Raw genomic sequence first — 14,937 nt, forward strand, 5'->3', positions numbered from 1 at the left:
TATTTTTCTTTTCGTCTTCGTAGATGCATATGACCCGTCAGAGCCGCAAAAAGGGTCAGATATGGACATCCTCTTCGACATCGCGACAACTATCGTCGCGCAGATGCAAAAGCCAACGCTGGCCTTCCTTCTGGGCGGCATGATGCTCGCCGCCTTGGGCAGCAAGCTGGAAGTCCCTGATCCTGTTTACAAATTCATCGTGATCCTTCTCTTGCTCAAGGTCGGGCTGGGCGCAGGTATCTCCATCAGAGAGGCTGATTTCTTCGCCCTCATGGTGCCCGCGATTGGTGCCGCGCTCATTGGCATCCTAATCGTCTTCCTCGGCGGCATCACCCTCGCCAGACGGCGCGGCGTGGCCCCCACGGACGGGATGGCCACGGCGGGGCTTTTCGGCGCCGTATCCGCCTCGACCCTCGCCGCAGGCATGGCGATGCTCGACAGCGAAGGCATCTTTTACGAAGGTTTCATCGGCGCGCTTTACCCGTTCATGGATGTCGCGGCCCTGGTGACGGCCATCATCCTCGCAAGGATGAGTGCTGCACGCAAAGCAGTCACCGCCACCGCTGGTGGCGGCGCAACCATTACCATGGGCGGCTCCGGCAGCCCAGGTTTCAATGGCGATCTGATCAAGGGTATTCTTGTCGACACGCTGCGCAGCCCGGCCATCTCTGCCCTGCTTCTAGGCATCATGATCGGCCTCTTCGCACGCCCCGAAAGCGTCTACGAAAGCTTCTACGAACCGCTCTTCCGTGGCCTTCTGTCGATCCTGATGCTGATCATGGGGATGGAGGCATGGTCGCGTCTGTCAGAACTGCGCAAGGTCGCCCATGCCTACGTTCTTTACGGCATCACGGCCCCGATCATCCACGGTCTTCTGGGCTTTGCCGTGGGCCTCGCCGCCCATCACCTGACAGGTTTCTCTGGTGGAGGTGTTGTCCTGCTGGCCGTCATGGCCGCCTCAAGTTCAGACATCTCCGGCCCACCCACCATGCGTGGTGCCCTGCCAGAGGCGAACCCATCAGCCTATGTGGGCACGTCCACCGGGCTCGGCACGCCAGTCGCGATCCTCAGCATCCCGCTTTTCGTCGCACTGGCTGAGCAATTCATCGGTTTCTAAGACAGCAACGTCATCGCGGCACTCCGCCGCGATGGCTCAATTCCCGATCAGACCCGTAGGCACAAAATCGGGACGTACAAAATCGGCAGCAGGCTGGCTCGCCACAGGTGTCAGCCACTTGAACTCAAACACCCGCTCATCATCCTCGTCAACCGAGGACACAACAAGGCACTGATAAAGGTGCTTTGGCCCGTCATAAATATCCACATGGCCACGCAACCGCTCCGACCCTTCCAGATCAAGAGCAAACCCCCCGTCCCAGAACCGCCGGATGCGATAGGTCTCATCACCATCATGGACCGCCAGCCGGTCCTTGCGTTTCAGCGCAGCCTTGCGCGCTTCTTCTAACCCCTGACGCACAGCCTCAGGCAAAAACGTATACATTACAGTCCCCTCCAGACATGGCTCAAAATGACCGAAAGAAGGTAAATTTCAAGTAACGAAATCCGCCGCGGCGCGGCAAACCCTTAGAATTAAGCCTTCACGCGGGGGCGCAAAACATGCGGTTTGGCCGCATCGTAAAGCGCGCTGTCCGGAAAGCCGTGCGAATCGGCCAATGCAGGCCCCACCAGAATCAATGCCGTCCGCGTGATTTTCGCCGCGCGAACCTTCTCACGAACATCCGTCAATGTGCCCCGAATGATCATCTGATCCGACCACCCGACGCGGTACACCACAGCCACAGGACACTCCGCCCCGTAATGGGGCACCAATTGCCGCTCAATCTCGCGCAGTGCGCGAACGCCCAGATGAATCGCCAATGTGGCCCCAGAACGCGCGAAATTCTCCAGCGTCTCGCCTGCCGGCATGCCTGTCGATTTCATCGACATCCGGGTCAGAATGATCGATTGCGCCACTTCCGGTACTGTCAATTCAGTTCCCAAAGCCGCCGCCGCCGCCGCATAGGCTGGCACACCGGGAATGATCTGGTAATCGATCCCATCCGCCTTCAGCCGCCTGATCTGCTCGGCAATTGCGCCGTAAAGCGATGGATCGCCAGAATGCACCCTCGTCACATCCTGACCCTTCTCATGCGCCTCCATGATCACCGCATGCGTCTCATCCAACGTCATCGGCGCCGTATCCATCACCAACGCCCCTTCGGGCGCACAAGACACAACCTCGGCAGGCACCAGAGAGCCCGCATACAAACAAACCGGACAAGCGCCAATCAGCCGCGCCGCTTTCAAGGTCAAAAGCTCCGGGTCACCCGGCCCGGCCCCAATAAAGTAAACCGTCATGCTGCCTCCCAGGGGATGGTGGGTGGGGCGGCTTTCGCGCAGCGAAACAGCGTCATCCCACCAGATCCCCATCAATCTTGCGCGCGTAACCACGCGGCGTATACATCCGCGGCCCCTCGCCCAATTGCGCCAACCGCGAGTGCGATGACCCGATCAAAACGACGGTCAGCATATCAACCTCGTCAACCTCCAACTCATCCAAGCGGCGGTAGCGCACATGCTCCTCCGGTCGTCCCAGCGAAGTGGCCAGCATCACCGGCGTTGCCCCGGGCCGGTGCTTCAGCAAAATGTCCCGTGCCTCCGCCAGCAATGTCCGTCGGCGCATGGAGACCGGATTGTAGAAGGCAATGACAAAGTCTCCTTCTGCCGCCGCTCGCAGGCGCTTCAAAATATCTTCGCGCGGCGTCAGCAGATCAGACAGCGAAATCGCGCAAAAGTCATGCCCCAAAGGCGCCCCCGCCCGTGCCGCCGCCCCTTGCAACGCGCTCACCCCCGGCGAACATATGATCTCGACCCGGCGCGCCGCATCCGAAACCCCCATCTGATCCGGGCCCCGGTCCAACAGCTCAAAGACAAGCGCCCCCATCGCATAAATCCCGGCATCACCCGAGCAGACAAGGGCCACGTTCTTGCCCGTCCCCGCCTGCTCCAACGCATAGCGGCACCGGTCTTCCTCGCCACCCAGTGGAAAATCCGACCTTTCCTTGCCGACCGCCAGCGGCCCCAGCAGATCAATATAGAGGCCATAGCCCACCAGCTCATCCGCCTCTGCCACCAGCTTCGACACCTCAGGCGTCCGCCATGCGGCTTGCCCCGGACCGATACCAACAACCGAAAGCCGCCCACGCCTGCGCCCGCGCAATTCCGTCAACGGGGCGGTGGCTTCCGCAATCGCACAGGTGGCGTGCGCCGATTTCTGCTTTGGCACGCATAGTGTCGCCGCATCGCCCGCCTGCGCCAATGCTGCGGCCTCCGACACGCCATGCGTGCCCACTTCTGCAAAAACCACTTCAGAAGGATGCGCCAATCGAGGTGTCTCGGCTTCCAACTCCCTTGCGGAAAACAGCCGTAGCGGCAGGCCCGCTTTCTCCGCAAGATCAATCACCGCCGGTTCATCGGCCTTGAGCGCCACCGTATTAACGGAGCTTAAGGCCTCAGAGCAAATCCCCGCCTCGGTCATTGCTTCATCAACAAGCGCGGCCACCTCATCTGGCGGACAATCCCGCGCGCAGCCCACCCCCAGCGCAAAGCGCGTAGGTGCAAACTGCAGATGATCCGGTCCCAAATCGGCCAACCGGGCGGGACCGCAACTGATCCGCAGCCCATCACCCGTTGGCAAACCCTGCAACCAGGTGGCGTCCCGCGCGTCCGGCCCTTCGACCGTTGCACCAGCCCCAGACAATAGAAGAGCCATAGCATCCTTTGCATGTTGCGGATTGACCAAGGACCAGCCAGCGGGCGGCGCATCCAGCGCCACACCAAGCGCCACATCCCCCGCAGTGGTCACGGCCGCGACAGCACCCAAAGCCTCCGCGATCTCTGCGGCCAACCGGTTAGCGCCGCGATGCCCACCCAAGAGCGGCACGACGACCGATCCATCGTCAGAAACCGACAGCACCGGTGGCTCAGCCGTTTTGTCAGCCAACAAAGGCGCGACGGCACGGATCAGGATGCCTGACGCGCAAACACCCACAATCGGCACCCCGGCGGCAAAAAGATCACGCGCATGATCCAGCGCGTTTGGAAAGAACCCATCCGCCTTATCCACCCGACCCTCCCGGCCGTAGACCTGCGCATCCAGGACCTCGGCCACGCGATGGGCCGTTGCCTGCCCCGACCGCGAAAGCGCGAGAACAACCGGTTTCACAGCCATGGATCAGCCCCTTTCGCAAGCAGGATCATTGAAAAATAGGGGGCGCGTTCCGGCGCATCCGCAAGCGGCAAGACGACCTCTTCCGGAAGGCTCGCCCGTTCAACGTAGACGGCCGTTTCGGTTAGCCCCAGTTCAGCAATCACCCTTCGTATCTTCGGCAAATGCCGCCCCACCTTCATGATCGCGACACTCTCGGCACCGTCGATGCGGGCGCGGAGTTCCGCTTCAGGCAAAGGCCCCGGCAAGATCGTCAACCGCTCATTCCGCGCAGCCAGCGGCATCCCCGCACGCGCTGCACAGGCCGTGACCGAAGTCACCCCCGGCACAACCTCAACCCGATAACGCTCTGACAGGCGCGCAAAAAGATACATGAACGAGCCATAGAAAAACGGATCTCCCTCGCAAAGGCAAACCACATCACTCCCCCGATCCAAGGCATCTGCTATCCGCGCGGCACCTTCATCATAAGCAGCCTGGGCTGGCGCGCGCTCCACCGTCATTGGAACATCCATCACAATCTCTTCAGCGTCCGACGCGATCAAATCCGCCGCAATGCCCCGGGCAAAACTCGCGGCCCCCGCAAGGGTCGGGTAGGCCACAACATCCGCCCCTTCGATCAACCGCGCCGCGCGTAAGGTGATCAGATCCGGCGCACCGGGACCGACGCCGACGCCAAAGAGCGTCCCATGGGATGGTGGGAGGGGCGAATTGGCATTGCCAAGAGCGTCTCCCATCATCGCTTCACCAGGTTCCACTGCGTCACCGGCATCAACGGGCGCCACCCGGTTAACCCACCGACGGGCTCCGCACGATGCACAGACAGTTTCGCCAGATCGCCACCATACTCTTTATGCAGCGCAATCAACTCGGCCTCACTCTCCAACGTCACCGCATTCGCGACCAGCCTTCCCAGGGGACGCAGCGCCGCCCACGCTGCCGCAAAACTCTCGCGGCTCAAACCGCCACCGACGAAAATCGCATCGGGTGCCTCCAAACCCTCCAGCGCCGCTGGCACCTCACCATCCACCAGTTCCAGCTTCGGCACACCCAGCGCCAGCGCGTTGGCTGCGGCCATTGCGCGCCTGTCAGCGCGCGGCTCGATGCCTACTGCGCGCGCATAGCGGGCCGCACGCATCCATTCGATGGCAACAGAGCCGCTGCCACAGCCGATATCCCACAGAAGCGCACCCCGCATGGGCATCAGCTTGGCCAAGGTCGCCGCACGGACTTCCCTCTTGGTCATTGTGCCGTCTGATTGGAAAAGCTCATCTGCAAGGCCAGGTACACGCGGTAATAGAGCCGCGTCAGGGGCGGCCACACATTCGACAGCAAGTGTGTTGAAAGCCGGGACAACATGCTCCCAACCATCAGCCACCCCATCAAACCGCGCCTCATCCTCGCCACCCATCGCCGCCAGCACAGTCATACGTGACTGCCCAAAGCCACGCTCCGTCAAAAAACGCGCAATATGCGCGGGCGTTTCCTCACCGGTCGTGAGAATCAACAACCGCGCATCGGGCTGGATAAAGGCAATCATTTGTTCGACCGGGCGGCCATGCACGGTGAGCGTTTCCACATCCGGCAAAGACCACCCCATTCTCGCGGCAGCCAGCTGAAATGCGGAAAGCTGCGGATGATAGATGATCTCGCCAGGATCAATCGCCCGCCCGATCCGCGCACCGACGGAGTACCAGAGCGGATCGCCCGTCGCGAGCACAACAACACGCCGCCCACGCAAGCCTTCAATAGTGTCGATCAACGCATCAAATGGGTGCGGCCACGAAAGGCGCTCCGCCGTTAGATTATCCGCCAGTGTATGATGGCGGTCACCGCCGATGATGATCTCGGCGGCCTCAACCACAGCACGGGTAGCAGGCAAAAGGCCCGCCATCCCATCCTCACCTATCCCGACGATATGAAGCCAAGGTTCAGACATCCTCCGGCAACCCCGCTGCCAGCGCATTGACTGCAGCTGAGGCCATAGCTGACCCGCCGCGCCGTCCACGCAAGGCCACAAATTCACAGCCGCGCGGATCGCGCGCAAGCTCCGCCTTGCTCTCTGCCGCGCCTACAAAACCGACCGGGAAGCCTAGGATCAGGGCAGGTTTTGGCCATCCGTTCTCCAGCAGTTCCAGCAAATGAAACAAAGCCGTCGGTGCGTTCCCGATAGCAACAACGGCACCGGCCAACTGGTCTTTCCATAGCGTCACTGCCGCTGCCGAGCGGGTATTGCCGATGTCCTTAGCAAGCGCGGGCACAGCCTGATCATTGAGCGTCACAACAACTTCGTTCTCTGCGGGCAGGTACCGCCGGATGATGCCAGCCCCGACCATCTCACAATCGCACAAGACCGGAGCACCCGATTGTAAGGCAGCCTGACCCACGGCTGCCGCCTGAGGTGAGAAGGTCAGACGATCCACAATGTCCACCATACCGCAGGCATGAACCAGGCGTGTCATCAAAGGCCGCATCTGGGGCGCAAAACGATCCAGCCGCGCCTCGGTTCGAACGGTCGCGAAACTCTGCGCATAAATCGCTTGTGGATCTTTTTCATAAGGTCGCATTGGGCCTCAAATTCGTCGCAGAAGAATTTGCCCACACAAGAATTTTTCGAAAAATTCTTTCATGAGATACGCCCCTTACGCGCGCTGACCGGACCGTGGGGGTGGTCAGCATGGGGGTATGACGCATGACGATGATGGTGGTGGTGATCATGATCATGCCCATGATGATGGTGATCATGCTGCGCCTCTAACCGGCAGAGCCCCGTGCAGAATGTCTCGCATAAGCTGCAATCGGCAACGTTTGATCCCGGCGCATGGGCGCCCTGCCCTTCGACATGGTGGTGATGGCTCTCCTGTATCGCGCCAACTTCCGCCTCGAAACCCAGCACCTGCACGCGGTATTTGCAGAGCACGCATGTCGGCGGTGGTACGGCACCAAAAGCAGGATGTTTGCGATCTGCCGCACTGATATGCACGTGCCCCCCATCCTCTTGCGCCAATACCTGCGCGCGATAGCCACAAATGCCGCAATTGGGGGGCGGGCTATCACTGTCCTGCTCCATAATCCGTTCGGCGAAGGTTTCGAGCACCTTCGGATGGTCACCCAGATACCCTGCCTTGACGAACGCAATCTCTGGATGCTCCGCCGCAACCTGATCTGTAAAGCCGTAAATCCGATCAATCAGAATGCCCGAAAACAGAAAATACGGGAAGACGATCACGCGCTTGTAGGGGAGCCGCGCCACGTGGCTCAGACATGGTTCGACCAGCGGGAAGGTCACCCCGGAATAGCCAACCTCGCACCAGCCAAAACCCATCCCCTCTTGCAGCAGGCGCGCAATCTTTGAGACATTGGCATTGGCATCCGGGTCCGATGCGCCCCGACCGATCACGACAAGGCAGGTCTCGGTCAGTGGTACCTCACCCAGATCATCATTGGCGCGGTCGACCGCTTCCTGAATGCGGCCCGCGGCGGCAGCAATCATCTTGGGATCCACGCCCAATTCACGCCCGTAGGACACGTCAATCCCGTGTTTTGCGGCATAAGAATTGAGGACCGTGGGAATATCGTTCTTGGCATGCATCGCCGCGAACAGCATGCCCGGCACTGCCAGAATCCGTTCGCAACCCGCAGCGCGCAGATTATCCAGACCGTCGCGAATGACCGGATTGGCAAATTCAAGATAGCCGTAATCGGTGACCCAATCGGGTGGCAAGTAACCGGGCAGTTTCTCGGCCAGCACGGCAAACTCATCCACCGCCGATTGGCTGCGCGAGCCATGGCCGCAGATCATCACCCCGGTTTTCATGCGGCCTCCTCTTCGCGCTCTTCTTCCTCCGGCTCAGGCTCTTTCTTTTTGCCCTTCAAAGCGCCCCACAAAGCCGCCAAACCAGCCAGCCCAATCGCAGCACCCGCAACCCAATGGTCATGACCTGCAAGTTCCCCCCAATGACCGGGATGGGCTGCCGCTGCCGAGCCTGTCAGAACCAGTAGCAATGAGATGATAAAGCGCATCCGCTCCTCCGATTTTATGCACGACCAGAGGCCCGAGTGTGTCGGGGAATGACGCTATGGCGCTTTGGTTCCCTGTTTGGGTCAACCGCCACACCAACAACCGTTCTGGCCACTTTGGGCTTCGTCTGTTTGCCTTTATACGAAGCGGCCAGAGCAACAGCAAACCAATAAACGACAGTTTGCGGACCAATCTCGGCGGCGAGCGCGCGCCGCAAGCGCGGCGATCATGTGCATCCACGCACCTGTTCTGCGCCCTGATCGCCCTTGGTTGGGTCACTGCCTTGCGCTAGCTCAGCATCAAGCAAAGGAGTAAGGCAATGGGCCAACTTGTTGACGGCGTCTGGCAAGACGTTTGGTATGACACAAAATCCACCGGTGGCGCGTTCAAGCGCAGCACAGCGAAGTTTCGAAACTGGATCACGGCTGACGGGTCAGCGGGCCCATCAGGTGAGGGCGGATTTCAGGCCGAGAGCGGTCGTTATCATCTTTATGTCTCTTATGCCTGCCCTTGGGCTCATCGCACATTGATCTTTCGGCAGCTGAAGGGGTTGACCGAACACATCTCCATCTCTGCGGTGCATCCGGATATGCTGTCAGATGGCTGGACCTTTGATACGGACGACAAGGGTGCAACGGGAGATACGCTTTTCGGCCTGCCCTTCGCGCGCGACATCTATCTGAAGGCCGACCCACAGATTTCGGGCCGTGTCACTGTGCCCATCCTTTGGGACAAGGCTCGTGAAACCATCGTCTCGAATGAATCGTCCGAGATCATCCGCATGTTCAACAGCGCCTTTGACGATATCACAGGCAATAGTGACGATTACTGGCCGGAGGCGCTGCGCGATGCCATGGCGCCGGTGAATGACCGCATTTACGACACGCTGAATAACGGCGTCTACAAATCCGGCTTTGCCACGACGCAAGAGGCATATGACGCCGCCGTGCATCCGCTTTTTGATACGCTTGACTGGCTTGAGGCACGTCTGAGCGACAACCGCTATCTGATGGGCGATCAATTGACCGAAGCGGACTGGCGGTTATGGACGACCCTTGTGCGGTTTGATCCGGTTTATCACCTGCATTTCAAATGCAATCGCAAGCGTATCGCGGATTACCCCAACCTTTCGGGTTATCTGCGCGAGCTTTACCAGATGCCGGGCATCGCCGAGACGGTGAACATGGAGCACATCGTGCGCCACTATCACTACAGCCACGAAAGCATCAATCCGCACCGGATCATCCCGATCAACCCGATACAGGATCTCTGGGCACCTCATGGCCGGAACTAGGGCTGCCGTAGTAGTGAACGATCTCGGCCAGATCGCGCGGCGGCGTCGCGGTCTGGATAAAGGCCCGCGCGTTGGCGCTGTGATGAAAAATCGAACCATCTGAGAAGAAGGTTGTGTTGGTCACGAACACGACATTGGCCTGAGGTTGCCGAAACTGCGCAAAATCGGCAACTGTCAGGGCGCTCCCTTCTGTCAAAACCAGATCAAGCACGATTACATCGAACAATGTCGCTTCGATCTGGTTCAACGCCTGTTCACCGGTATTCACGAGGGTCACCTCAGCGTCCAAGCGCTCCAGATGCTGCTGCCAGAGCAGACCCAGGTTCTTGTTGCTTTGGACGATCAAAACGCGCATGTCTTCCTCGCTGATCCACACTTTATTAACTAGGCGTGAACAAATGGTAAATTAACCTCGTGCAAACACAAATCTGTCCAAATTACTAACGAAGTGTTAACGCACACGTCACCCTGTACCAAAAGACACTCACCAAAGCTAAAGTTGACGTGAACGGCAAGAATCCGCCGCCAAAAAATGAAAACACGAGCAGAAATTGAACGCATGACTACCTGGATAACGACTTGTGACACCTGCAAACGCGAGGGCTGGGAAGAGGGTGAGATGACCCAAACCGATGGTGAGTCGCTTGCGGATCTGATCGAGGCAGCGGCGACCGGGCTATCGGGTGTGAAGACCAGACGCGTGTCCTGTTTGATGGGCTGCAAAAACGCCTGCAATGTGACGATACAGGGACAAGGTAAACTGAGCTACACGCTTGGGGCGTTTGTGCCTGATGCAGATTCAGCCTCTGGCATTGTCGCCTATGCAATGGCGCATGCGGGATCAGAGACCGGGCAGGTGCCTTACCGCGAATGGCCGCAGGCGATCAAAGGCCATTTCGTGACACGGCACCCGCCCTTGCCGGAGGATGAATGATCACGTCGCGTGATCACGGCGGCGGTATTGATGCAGCCATTGCGACCTTTGGTGGCACGCGAGAGGGATGGTTGGATTTGTCGACGGGGATCAACCCGGTGCCTTATCCGATGCCAAAACTGCCGCAGGACGCATGGCGGGCGCTGCCTGATCAAGCCGCGTTCGACCAGCTTTATGCCCGCGCGCGCAGCTTCTGGAATGTGCCAAAGAACGCGGCGATCATCGCTGCACCGGGTGCGTCCGCGATCATTGCGGCCCTGCCGCACGTCTTGTTACAGGGCACCGTTTGCATCCCCGGCCCGACCTATAACGAACATGGTGCGGCATTCCGCGCTGCGGGATGGACACTAACGTCAGAGCCCGGCGATGTCCTTGTCGCGGTGCACCCCAACAACCCCGACGGGCGGCGCTGGACCACAACCGAACTAGATGCGGCCATCACAATTGTCGATGAAAGCTTCTGCGATGTTGCGCCTAACGCTTCACTTATGAGTCGTGCCGAAAAGCCGGGGACAATCATTCTGAAGAGTTTTGGCAAGTTCTGGGGCATGGCCGGGCTACGCCTTGGATTTGCCGTTGGCGACCCGGATATCATTGCACGCCTTGGCGAGCTGCTTGGTCCGTGGCAGGTCTCGGGGCCAGCATTGGCCATCGGGGCGGAAGCATTGGCCGACCCGCAATGGGCGGATGAGACACGTGCGCGCCTCGATCAGGACGCCGCACGCCTTGACGCGCTGCTAAAAGGCACCGGCGCGGAAGTGGTGGGGGGCACAACGCTCTTTCGCCTCTACAAGGTTCAGGACGCAAAAGCGGCACAAACCCATCTGGCGCGCAGGCATATCTGGTCGCGCGTCTTTCCTTATGCTGATGACTGGCTGCGGCTGGGCTTGCCTGCGCCAGAACGTTGGCCAGAACTTGAAGCCGCGTTTTGACTCTGATCCTGGGCATGCTGCTTGATGCGCTGTTGGGAGAGCCGCGTTGGCTTTGGTCGCGCATCCCCCATCCCGCCGTGGCGATGGGGCGCCTGATCGGCTGGTGCGACAGATCGTTCAACACCGGGCCACGTCGGCGGCTGATGGGCACCATGACCCTCATCGAGTTATGCATTCTGGCGGGTGTTATCGGCTGGCTGCTGCAACTGATCCCTGGGAAGGTGGTGGATGTCGTCATCCTAGCGATCCTGCTTGCGCAAAGATCCCTTGTCGATCACGTGCAGGCCGTCGGCGACGCTTTGCGACTTTCCCTGGGGGACGGACGGCGCAGTGTCGCCATGATTGTCGGACGCGATACGCAGGACATGGATACCGCTGCCGTCACGCGATCTGCCATCGAAAGTGCGGCCGAAAACCTCTCCGACGGGGTGATCGCACCGCTTTTCTGGTTTGCGGTCGCAGGTCTGCCGGGCTTGTTGATCTACAAGGTCACGAATACCGCCGACAGCATGATCGGCTATCGCACGCCGCGCCATGCTGAATTTGGCTGGGCCGCGGCCCGATTTGACGACCTGCTGAACCTGATCCCCGCCCGGCTGACGGCGGCGTTGATCTGGGCGGTTGCATCCCGGCCCAATCCGGCACCGATCATGCAAGAGGCGCCGCTGCACCGTTCCCCCAATGCAGGTTGGCCAGAGGCCGCGATGGCCCATGGCCTGGACATCGCGCTCAGCGGGCCGCGCAGCTATGAGGGCGCGCTGCGCGATTATCCGTTTGTCAACGCAGCGGGCCGCCACGATCTGGGGCCGGACGATATCGATCAGACCGTGCGGGTGCTGTGGCGGACATGGGCGCTGACACTGGTGCTGTCGGTCCTGGCCACCATCCTGATCTGACGGACACCACCGAAAGCGTTACCCCAGATCGAAGCTCCACTCCGGCATGCCCAAGGCCCCGTCGGCCAGAAAACCGATTTCAACCGTCTCGCCCACACCGATTTCAGCACTGCGCCCTTGCCCGGTGATAACGACCTCACCATCATCAATGTCCATTTCGCCGCGCCAAAGCTTCGTCACCTCAAACCCGTCCATCTCAAGCGCAAGGACCCAGTCATCGATAACCGCATCCGTGTCATTGGTGATTACGATCTTCCCCTTAAAGCCATCGTCCCAGCTTTTGACGATATCAAAGGAAACATCAGGGTCCTCCATGGCCATTTGCGGTCTGATTGGCGCCGGTTCCGCAGATGGGACCGGCGTTGAGGGGGTTGCCACCGGGCTGGCCGGCGCCAAAACAGGTGCCGCATCAAGCGCTGCTGGCGACCTCGCATCTGCCGTCTCGACAACTTCTAGGGTGCTCGCATCACCATTGCCCAGACCCACATCAGCTGGGTCGGTTGAAATGATGAAATCGTCGAAATAGGCGCTCACATCCCTCTCTGGCAGCCAACCATCGTCATTGCCGCCAAAGAAGCTGCTGAAGTAAAGCCGGTCGATGCCTGAACCGTCGGTGACAAAACGGAGACCGTCGAGGTCCAGCACCTCTTCACCATCCATCCAGACTGTGATTTCACCATTTGCCCGATTGCCGTCATTGATGGTGACCTTCTGGGTCAGTTGGTGCCACTCACCGGGCTGAAACTTGATCGGTTCGCCATCCGCATCCTCAAACTCAAAGCTTTCGCCATAACGGCCAGGTTGATCCATGTGATATAGGTAAAGCTCTGCCGCACCATCCTCGCGCCACATGTAGCGCGCGGTAAAGCCATTATCTCCGGTGACGTCCCGACCACCGCTGGCCAGCCCCTCGGAGGCGAGGCCGGGAAGCTTGCCGCCCGAATGGTCATCGCCGTCAAAGTCGAAATCCTCTTCGAACATCACCCAATAGGACAGGTAATATGTGTCTTCCTCGGGTAAGACCCAGGATGAGGCAGCCGCATCCTTTTGGTCATCCTGATAGGTCACTTTCAGCGACTGATTGCCAGAGACGGCGTATTCGCCGCTGATTTCGGCGTTTTGGCCGGTCTTGCGGCCAAAATCCACTGCCCAATCCTGTTCTTGCAGATCAAGGTCATAGGCCGCGCCATCGTCGTGATTCTCAAAACCACGCGTGATCGGGCCCGTCGTCACGCTTCCGTCTGAACTTTGATAGTCTTCCATATTCGCTCCGCTCGTTGCTGCACCCCCCTCATCGCCCGGCTACAAGCATGGTCGCGCAAACTCAAAACACTTCCTGTCGTGAGTGGAGCGTTCAGCGAATTTTGGCGGCTTGCCTGCAAAGACCCGCCCATTGACCTAACGTTCGGACCTTGCGCTGCGGCAAACGCTTGCTACGGTCCCCTTGACATTTTGCCGGAGCTTTCTGATGCGTCTTGCCCTTGCCTTCACTCTTCTTGCCAGCACAGCAACCGCCCAGACCTGCGGTGGTGACGTCAATGCCTTTATCGCCGGTGTGAAGGCCGAGGCACAAAGCGCGGGTCTGCCCGCCGCAACAATTGACCAGTTCTTTCAGGGCGCGCGCATTGACCAGTCTGTTTTGCGCGCAGACAGGGCCCAAGGCGTCTTTCAAAAGGATTTCATCAGCTTCTCGCGCGCGCTCATTTCACAAAACCGGATCAACAATGGCCGGGTTTATGGCGACCGTTACGACCGGACCTTCAACGCCATCGAACAACGTTTCGGTATTCCGCGCGGCGTGTTGCTGGCCTTCTGGGCGTTTGAGACCGATTACGGCCAGGTTCAGGGGTCGTTCAACACACGCGACGCTTTGTTGACGCTGGCCCATGATTGTCGTCGGCCAGAGCTTTTCCGCCCCCAACTGATTGCCGCGATTGAGCTTTATCGCCGCGGCGGCATGGACCCTGCGCGGACAACAGGCGCCTGGGCGGGTGAAATCGGGCAATTGCAAAAGCTCCCGCGCGAGATTGTGCGGCAGGGCATGGATGGCGATGGCGACGGGATCGTCGATTTGAAGAACTCCGCCCCCGATGCGCTGATGACGGGTGCCAATGTGCTGTCATCCCTTGGCTGGCGCGCCAATGAACCGTGGCTCCAGGAAGTCATCGTGCCAGCAGATCTTGATTGGTCGCTGACCGGCCTGAACAACAAGCTGAGCGTGCGGGATTGGGCCGCACGCGGCGTGACCGCACGCCAGGGGCGTCTCGGCCCGGCCAATCTGCCCGCATCGATCCTTTTGCCGATGGGACGCGACGGACCTGCCTTTATCACCTATCCGAATTTTGAGGTCTATTTCGACTGGAACAAGAGCTTTGTCTACGTAACCACCGCCGCCTATTTCGCCACCCGGCTAGGCGGTGCGGCGGTCTACGACGCTGGTAATCCCACGCCACCACTCAGTGGCCCGCAAATGCAGCAATTGCAGCAAAAGCTGGCGGCGCGTGGGCATGATGTGGGCGGGATTGACGGTATTCTTGGCGCCAAGACACGTGCGGCAGTGCAAGCAGAACAAGTGAGGCTTGGCCTGCCGGCGGATGCCTGGCCCACGATTGATCTGCTCAACCGGTTATAA

Annotated in this window: 17 protein-coding genes; 7 read left to right on the forward strand and 10 right to left on the reverse strand. The window is 59.7% G+C overall.

Annotated features, from left to right (window positions below; genetic code table 11):
- Positions 1-61 precede the first annotated feature (61 nt).
- Complete coding sequence (locus SLH47_RS05970; RefSeq protein ID WP_320238497.1) at positions 62-1,117, forward strand: sodium-dependent bicarbonate transport family permease; 1,056 nt, start codon at positions 62-64, stop codon at positions 1,115-1,117.
- Positions 1,118-1,153: 36 nt separating this feature from the next.
- Here the strand turns inward: SLH47_RS05970 and SLH47_RS05975 are convergent, their stop codons facing one another.
- From SLH47_RS05975 to SLH47_RS06010, 8 genes are all read right to left on the reverse strand, one after another.
- Positions 1,154-1,501: a hypothetical protein gene (locus SLH47_RS05975; protein ID WP_320238498.1), complete on the reverse strand. Its 348-nt coding sequence runs from the start codon at positions 1,499-1,501 to the stop codon at positions 1,154-1,156.
- Positions 1,502-1,590: 89 nt separating this feature from the next.
- Positions 1,591-2,358 (reverse strand): precorrin-4 C(11)-methyltransferase, encoded by a 768-nt coding sequence (cobM, locus tag SLH47_RS05980; RefSeq protein ID WP_320238499.1) that lies wholly within the window; start codon positions 2,356-2,358, stop codon positions 1,591-1,593.
- A 52-nt stretch (positions 2,359-2,410) separates the two neighbouring features.
- The gene (cobJ, locus tag SLH47_RS05985) at positions 2,411-4,231 is read right to left on the reverse strand and encodes a precorrin-3B C(17)-methyltransferase (protein ID WP_320238501.1); all 1,821 of its coding nucleotides are present in this window, start codon (positions 4,229-4,231) and stop codon (positions 2,411-2,413) included.
- Positions 4,222-4,965 (reverse strand): precorrin-2 C(20)-methyltransferase, encoded by a 744-nt coding sequence (gene cobI / locus SLH47_RS05990; RefSeq protein ID WP_320238502.1) that lies wholly within the window; start codon positions 4,963-4,965, stop codon positions 4,222-4,224. Before cobI ends, cobJ begins: the two co-directional genes overlap by 10 nt.
- Positions 4,965-6,167 carry a precorrin-6y C5,15-methyltransferase (decarboxylating) subunit CbiE gene (gene cbiE / locus SLH47_RS05995; RefSeq protein WP_320238503.1) on the reverse strand — a complete coding sequence of 401 codons (1,203 nt, stop codon included), beginning with the start codon at positions 6,165-6,167 and terminating at the stop codon, positions 4,965-4,967. The genes cobI and cbiE overlap by 1 nt, the downstream gene beginning before the upstream one ends.
- Positions 6,160-6,795, reverse strand: coding sequence for a precorrin-8X methylmutase (locus SLH47_RS06000; protein ID WP_320238504.1), 636 nt, complete (start codon positions 6,793-6,795; stop codon positions 6,160-6,162). The genes cbiE and SLH47_RS06000 overlap by 8 nt, the downstream gene beginning before the upstream one ends.
- Before the next feature lie 59 nt (positions 6,796-6,854).
- Positions 6,855-8,045: a sirohydrochlorin chelatase gene (locus SLH47_RS06005; protein WP_320238505.1), complete on the reverse strand. Its 1,191-nt coding sequence runs from the start codon at positions 8,043-8,045 to the stop codon at positions 6,855-6,857.
- A complete protein-coding gene (locus tag SLH47_RS06010) occupies positions 8,042-8,251 on the reverse strand; it encodes a DUF6732 family protein (RefSeq protein ID WP_320238506.1) in 210 nt (69 codons plus the stop codon). Before SLH47_RS06010 ends, SLH47_RS06005 begins: the two co-directional genes overlap by 4 nt.
- Before the next feature lie 56 nt (positions 8,252-8,307).
- Between SLH47_RS06010 and SLH47_RS06015 the strand changes: the two genes are divergently transcribed.
- Positions 8,308-8,541 (forward strand): hypothetical protein, encoded by a 234-nt coding sequence (locus SLH47_RS06015; protein ID WP_320238508.1) that lies wholly within the window; start codon positions 8,308-8,310, stop codon positions 8,539-8,541.
- A 27-nt stretch (positions 8,542-8,568) separates the two neighbouring features.
- Positions 8,569-9,543 (forward strand): glutathione S-transferase family protein, encoded by a 975-nt coding sequence (locus SLH47_RS06020; RefSeq protein WP_320238509.1) that lies wholly within the window; start codon positions 8,569-8,571, stop codon positions 9,541-9,543.
- On the opposite strand, the gene SLH47_RS06025 is transcribed toward SLH47_RS06020, so the two are convergent.
- Complete coding sequence (locus SLH47_RS06025) at positions 9,500-9,898, reverse strand: response regulator (protein ID WP_320238510.1); 399 nt, start codon at positions 9,896-9,898, stop codon at positions 9,500-9,502. The genes SLH47_RS06020 and SLH47_RS06025 overlap by 44 nt on opposite strands.
- A gap of 204 nt (positions 9,899-10,102) precedes the next feature.
- Here SLH47_RS06025 and SLH47_RS06030 point away from each other — a divergent pair, with 204 nt between their 5' ends.
- From SLH47_RS06030 to cbiB, 3 genes are read left to right on the forward strand one after another with little or no spacing between them, the layout of a single operon-like run.
- Entirely contained in the window at positions 10,103-10,477 is a 375-nt protein-coding gene (locus tag SLH47_RS06030) for a DUF1636 domain-containing protein (RefSeq protein WP_320238511.1), read from the forward strand.
- Complete coding sequence (locus tag SLH47_RS06035) at positions 10,474-11,409, forward strand: threonine-phosphate decarboxylase (protein WP_320238512.1); 936 nt, start codon at positions 10,474-10,476, stop codon at positions 11,407-11,409. Before SLH47_RS06030 ends, SLH47_RS06035 begins: the two co-directional genes overlap by 4 nt.
- Complete coding sequence (cbiB, locus tag SLH47_RS06040) at positions 11,406-12,305, forward strand: adenosylcobinamide-phosphate synthase CbiB (protein ID WP_320238513.1); 900 nt, start codon at positions 11,406-11,408, stop codon at positions 12,303-12,305. Before SLH47_RS06035 ends, cbiB begins: the two co-directional genes overlap by 4 nt.
- Positions 12,306-12,323: 18 nt before the next feature.
- Here cbiB and SLH47_RS06045 read toward each other — a convergent pair whose 3' ends face one another.
- The gene (locus SLH47_RS06045; RefSeq protein WP_320238514.1) at positions 12,324-13,568 is read right to left on the reverse strand and encodes a polysaccharide lyase; all 1,245 of its coding nucleotides are present in this window, start codon (positions 13,566-13,568) and stop codon (positions 12,324-12,326) included.
- Positions 13,569-13,773: 205 nt separating this feature from the next.
- Between SLH47_RS06045 and SLH47_RS06050 the strand changes: the two genes are divergently transcribed.
- The gene (locus SLH47_RS06050; protein ID WP_320238516.1) at positions 13,774-14,937 is read left to right on the forward strand and encodes a lytic murein transglycosylase; all 1,164 of its coding nucleotides are present in this window, start codon (positions 13,774-13,776) and stop codon (positions 14,935-14,937) included.

Origin of the sequence: Cognatiyoonia sp. IB215182, assembly GCF_033963905.1 — a bacterium.
Taxonomy (GTDB): Bacteria; Pseudomonadota; Alphaproteobacteria; order Rhodobacterales; family Rhodobacteraceae; genus Yoonia.

Excerpts from the sequence above, each read along its gene's own strand:
- SLH47_RS06005 (WP_320238505.1), bottom strand. The coding sequence starts at position 8,045 with ATGAAAACCGGGGTGATGATCTGCGGCCATGGCTCGCGCAGCCAATCG.
- SLH47_RS06000 (WP_320238504.1), bottom strand. The coding sequence starts at position 6,795 with ATGCGACCTTATGAAAAAGATCCACAAGCGATTTATGCGCAGAGTTTC.
- cobM (WP_320238499.1), bottom strand. The coding sequence starts at position 2,358 with ATGACGGTTTACTTTATTGGGGCCGGGCCGGGTGACCCGGAGCTTTTG.
- cobJ (WP_320238501.1), bottom strand. The coding sequence starts at position 4,231 with ATGGCTGTGAAACCGGTTGTTCTCGCGCTTTCGCGGTCGGGGCAGGCA.
- SLH47_RS06030 (WP_320238511.1), top strand. The coding sequence starts at position 10,103 with ATGACTACCTGGATAACGACTTGTGACACCTGCAAACGCGAGGGCTGG.
- SLH47_RS06035 (WP_320238512.1), top strand. The coding sequence starts at position 10,474 with ATGATCACGTCGCGTGATCACGGCGGCGGTATTGATGCAGCCATTGCG.
- SLH47_RS05970 (WP_320238497.1), top strand. The coding sequence starts at position 62 with ATGGACATCCTCTTCGACATCGCGACAACTATCGTCGCGCAGATGCAA.
- cobI (WP_320238502.1), bottom strand. The coding sequence starts at position 4,965 with ATGGGAGACGCTCTTGGCAATGCCAATTCGCCCCTCCCACCATCCCAT.
- SLH47_RS05975 (WP_320238498.1), bottom strand. The coding sequence starts at position 1,501 with ATGTATACGTTTTTGCCTGAGGCTGTGCGTCAGGGGTTAGAAGAAGCG.
- SLH47_RS06015 (WP_320238508.1), top strand. The coding sequence starts at position 8,308 with ATGGCGCTTTGGTTCCCTGTTTGGGTCAACCGCCACACCAACAACCGT.
- SLH47_RS06025 (WP_320238510.1), bottom strand. The coding sequence starts at position 9,898 with ATGCGCGTTTTGATCGTCCAAAGCAACAAGAACCTGGGTCTGCTCTGG.
- SLH47_RS06050 (WP_320238516.1), top strand. The coding sequence starts at position 13,774 with ATGCGTCTTGCCCTTGCCTTCACTCTTCTTGCCAGCACAGCAACCGCC.
- SLH47_RS06020 (WP_320238509.1), top strand. The coding sequence starts at position 8,569 with ATGGGCCAACTTGTTGACGGCGTCTGGCAAGACGTTTGGTATGACACA.
- SLH47_RS06010 (WP_320238506.1), bottom strand. The coding sequence starts at position 8,251 with ATGCGCTTTATCATCTCATTGCTACTGGTTCTGACAGGCTCGGCAGCG.
- SLH47_RS06045 (WP_320238514.1), bottom strand. The coding sequence starts at position 13,568 with ATGGAAGACTATCAAAGTTCAGACGGAAGCGTGACGACGGGCCCGATC.
- cbiE (WP_320238503.1), bottom strand. The coding sequence starts at position 6,167 with ATGTCTGAACCTTGGCTTCATATCGTCGGGATAGGTGAGGATGGGATG.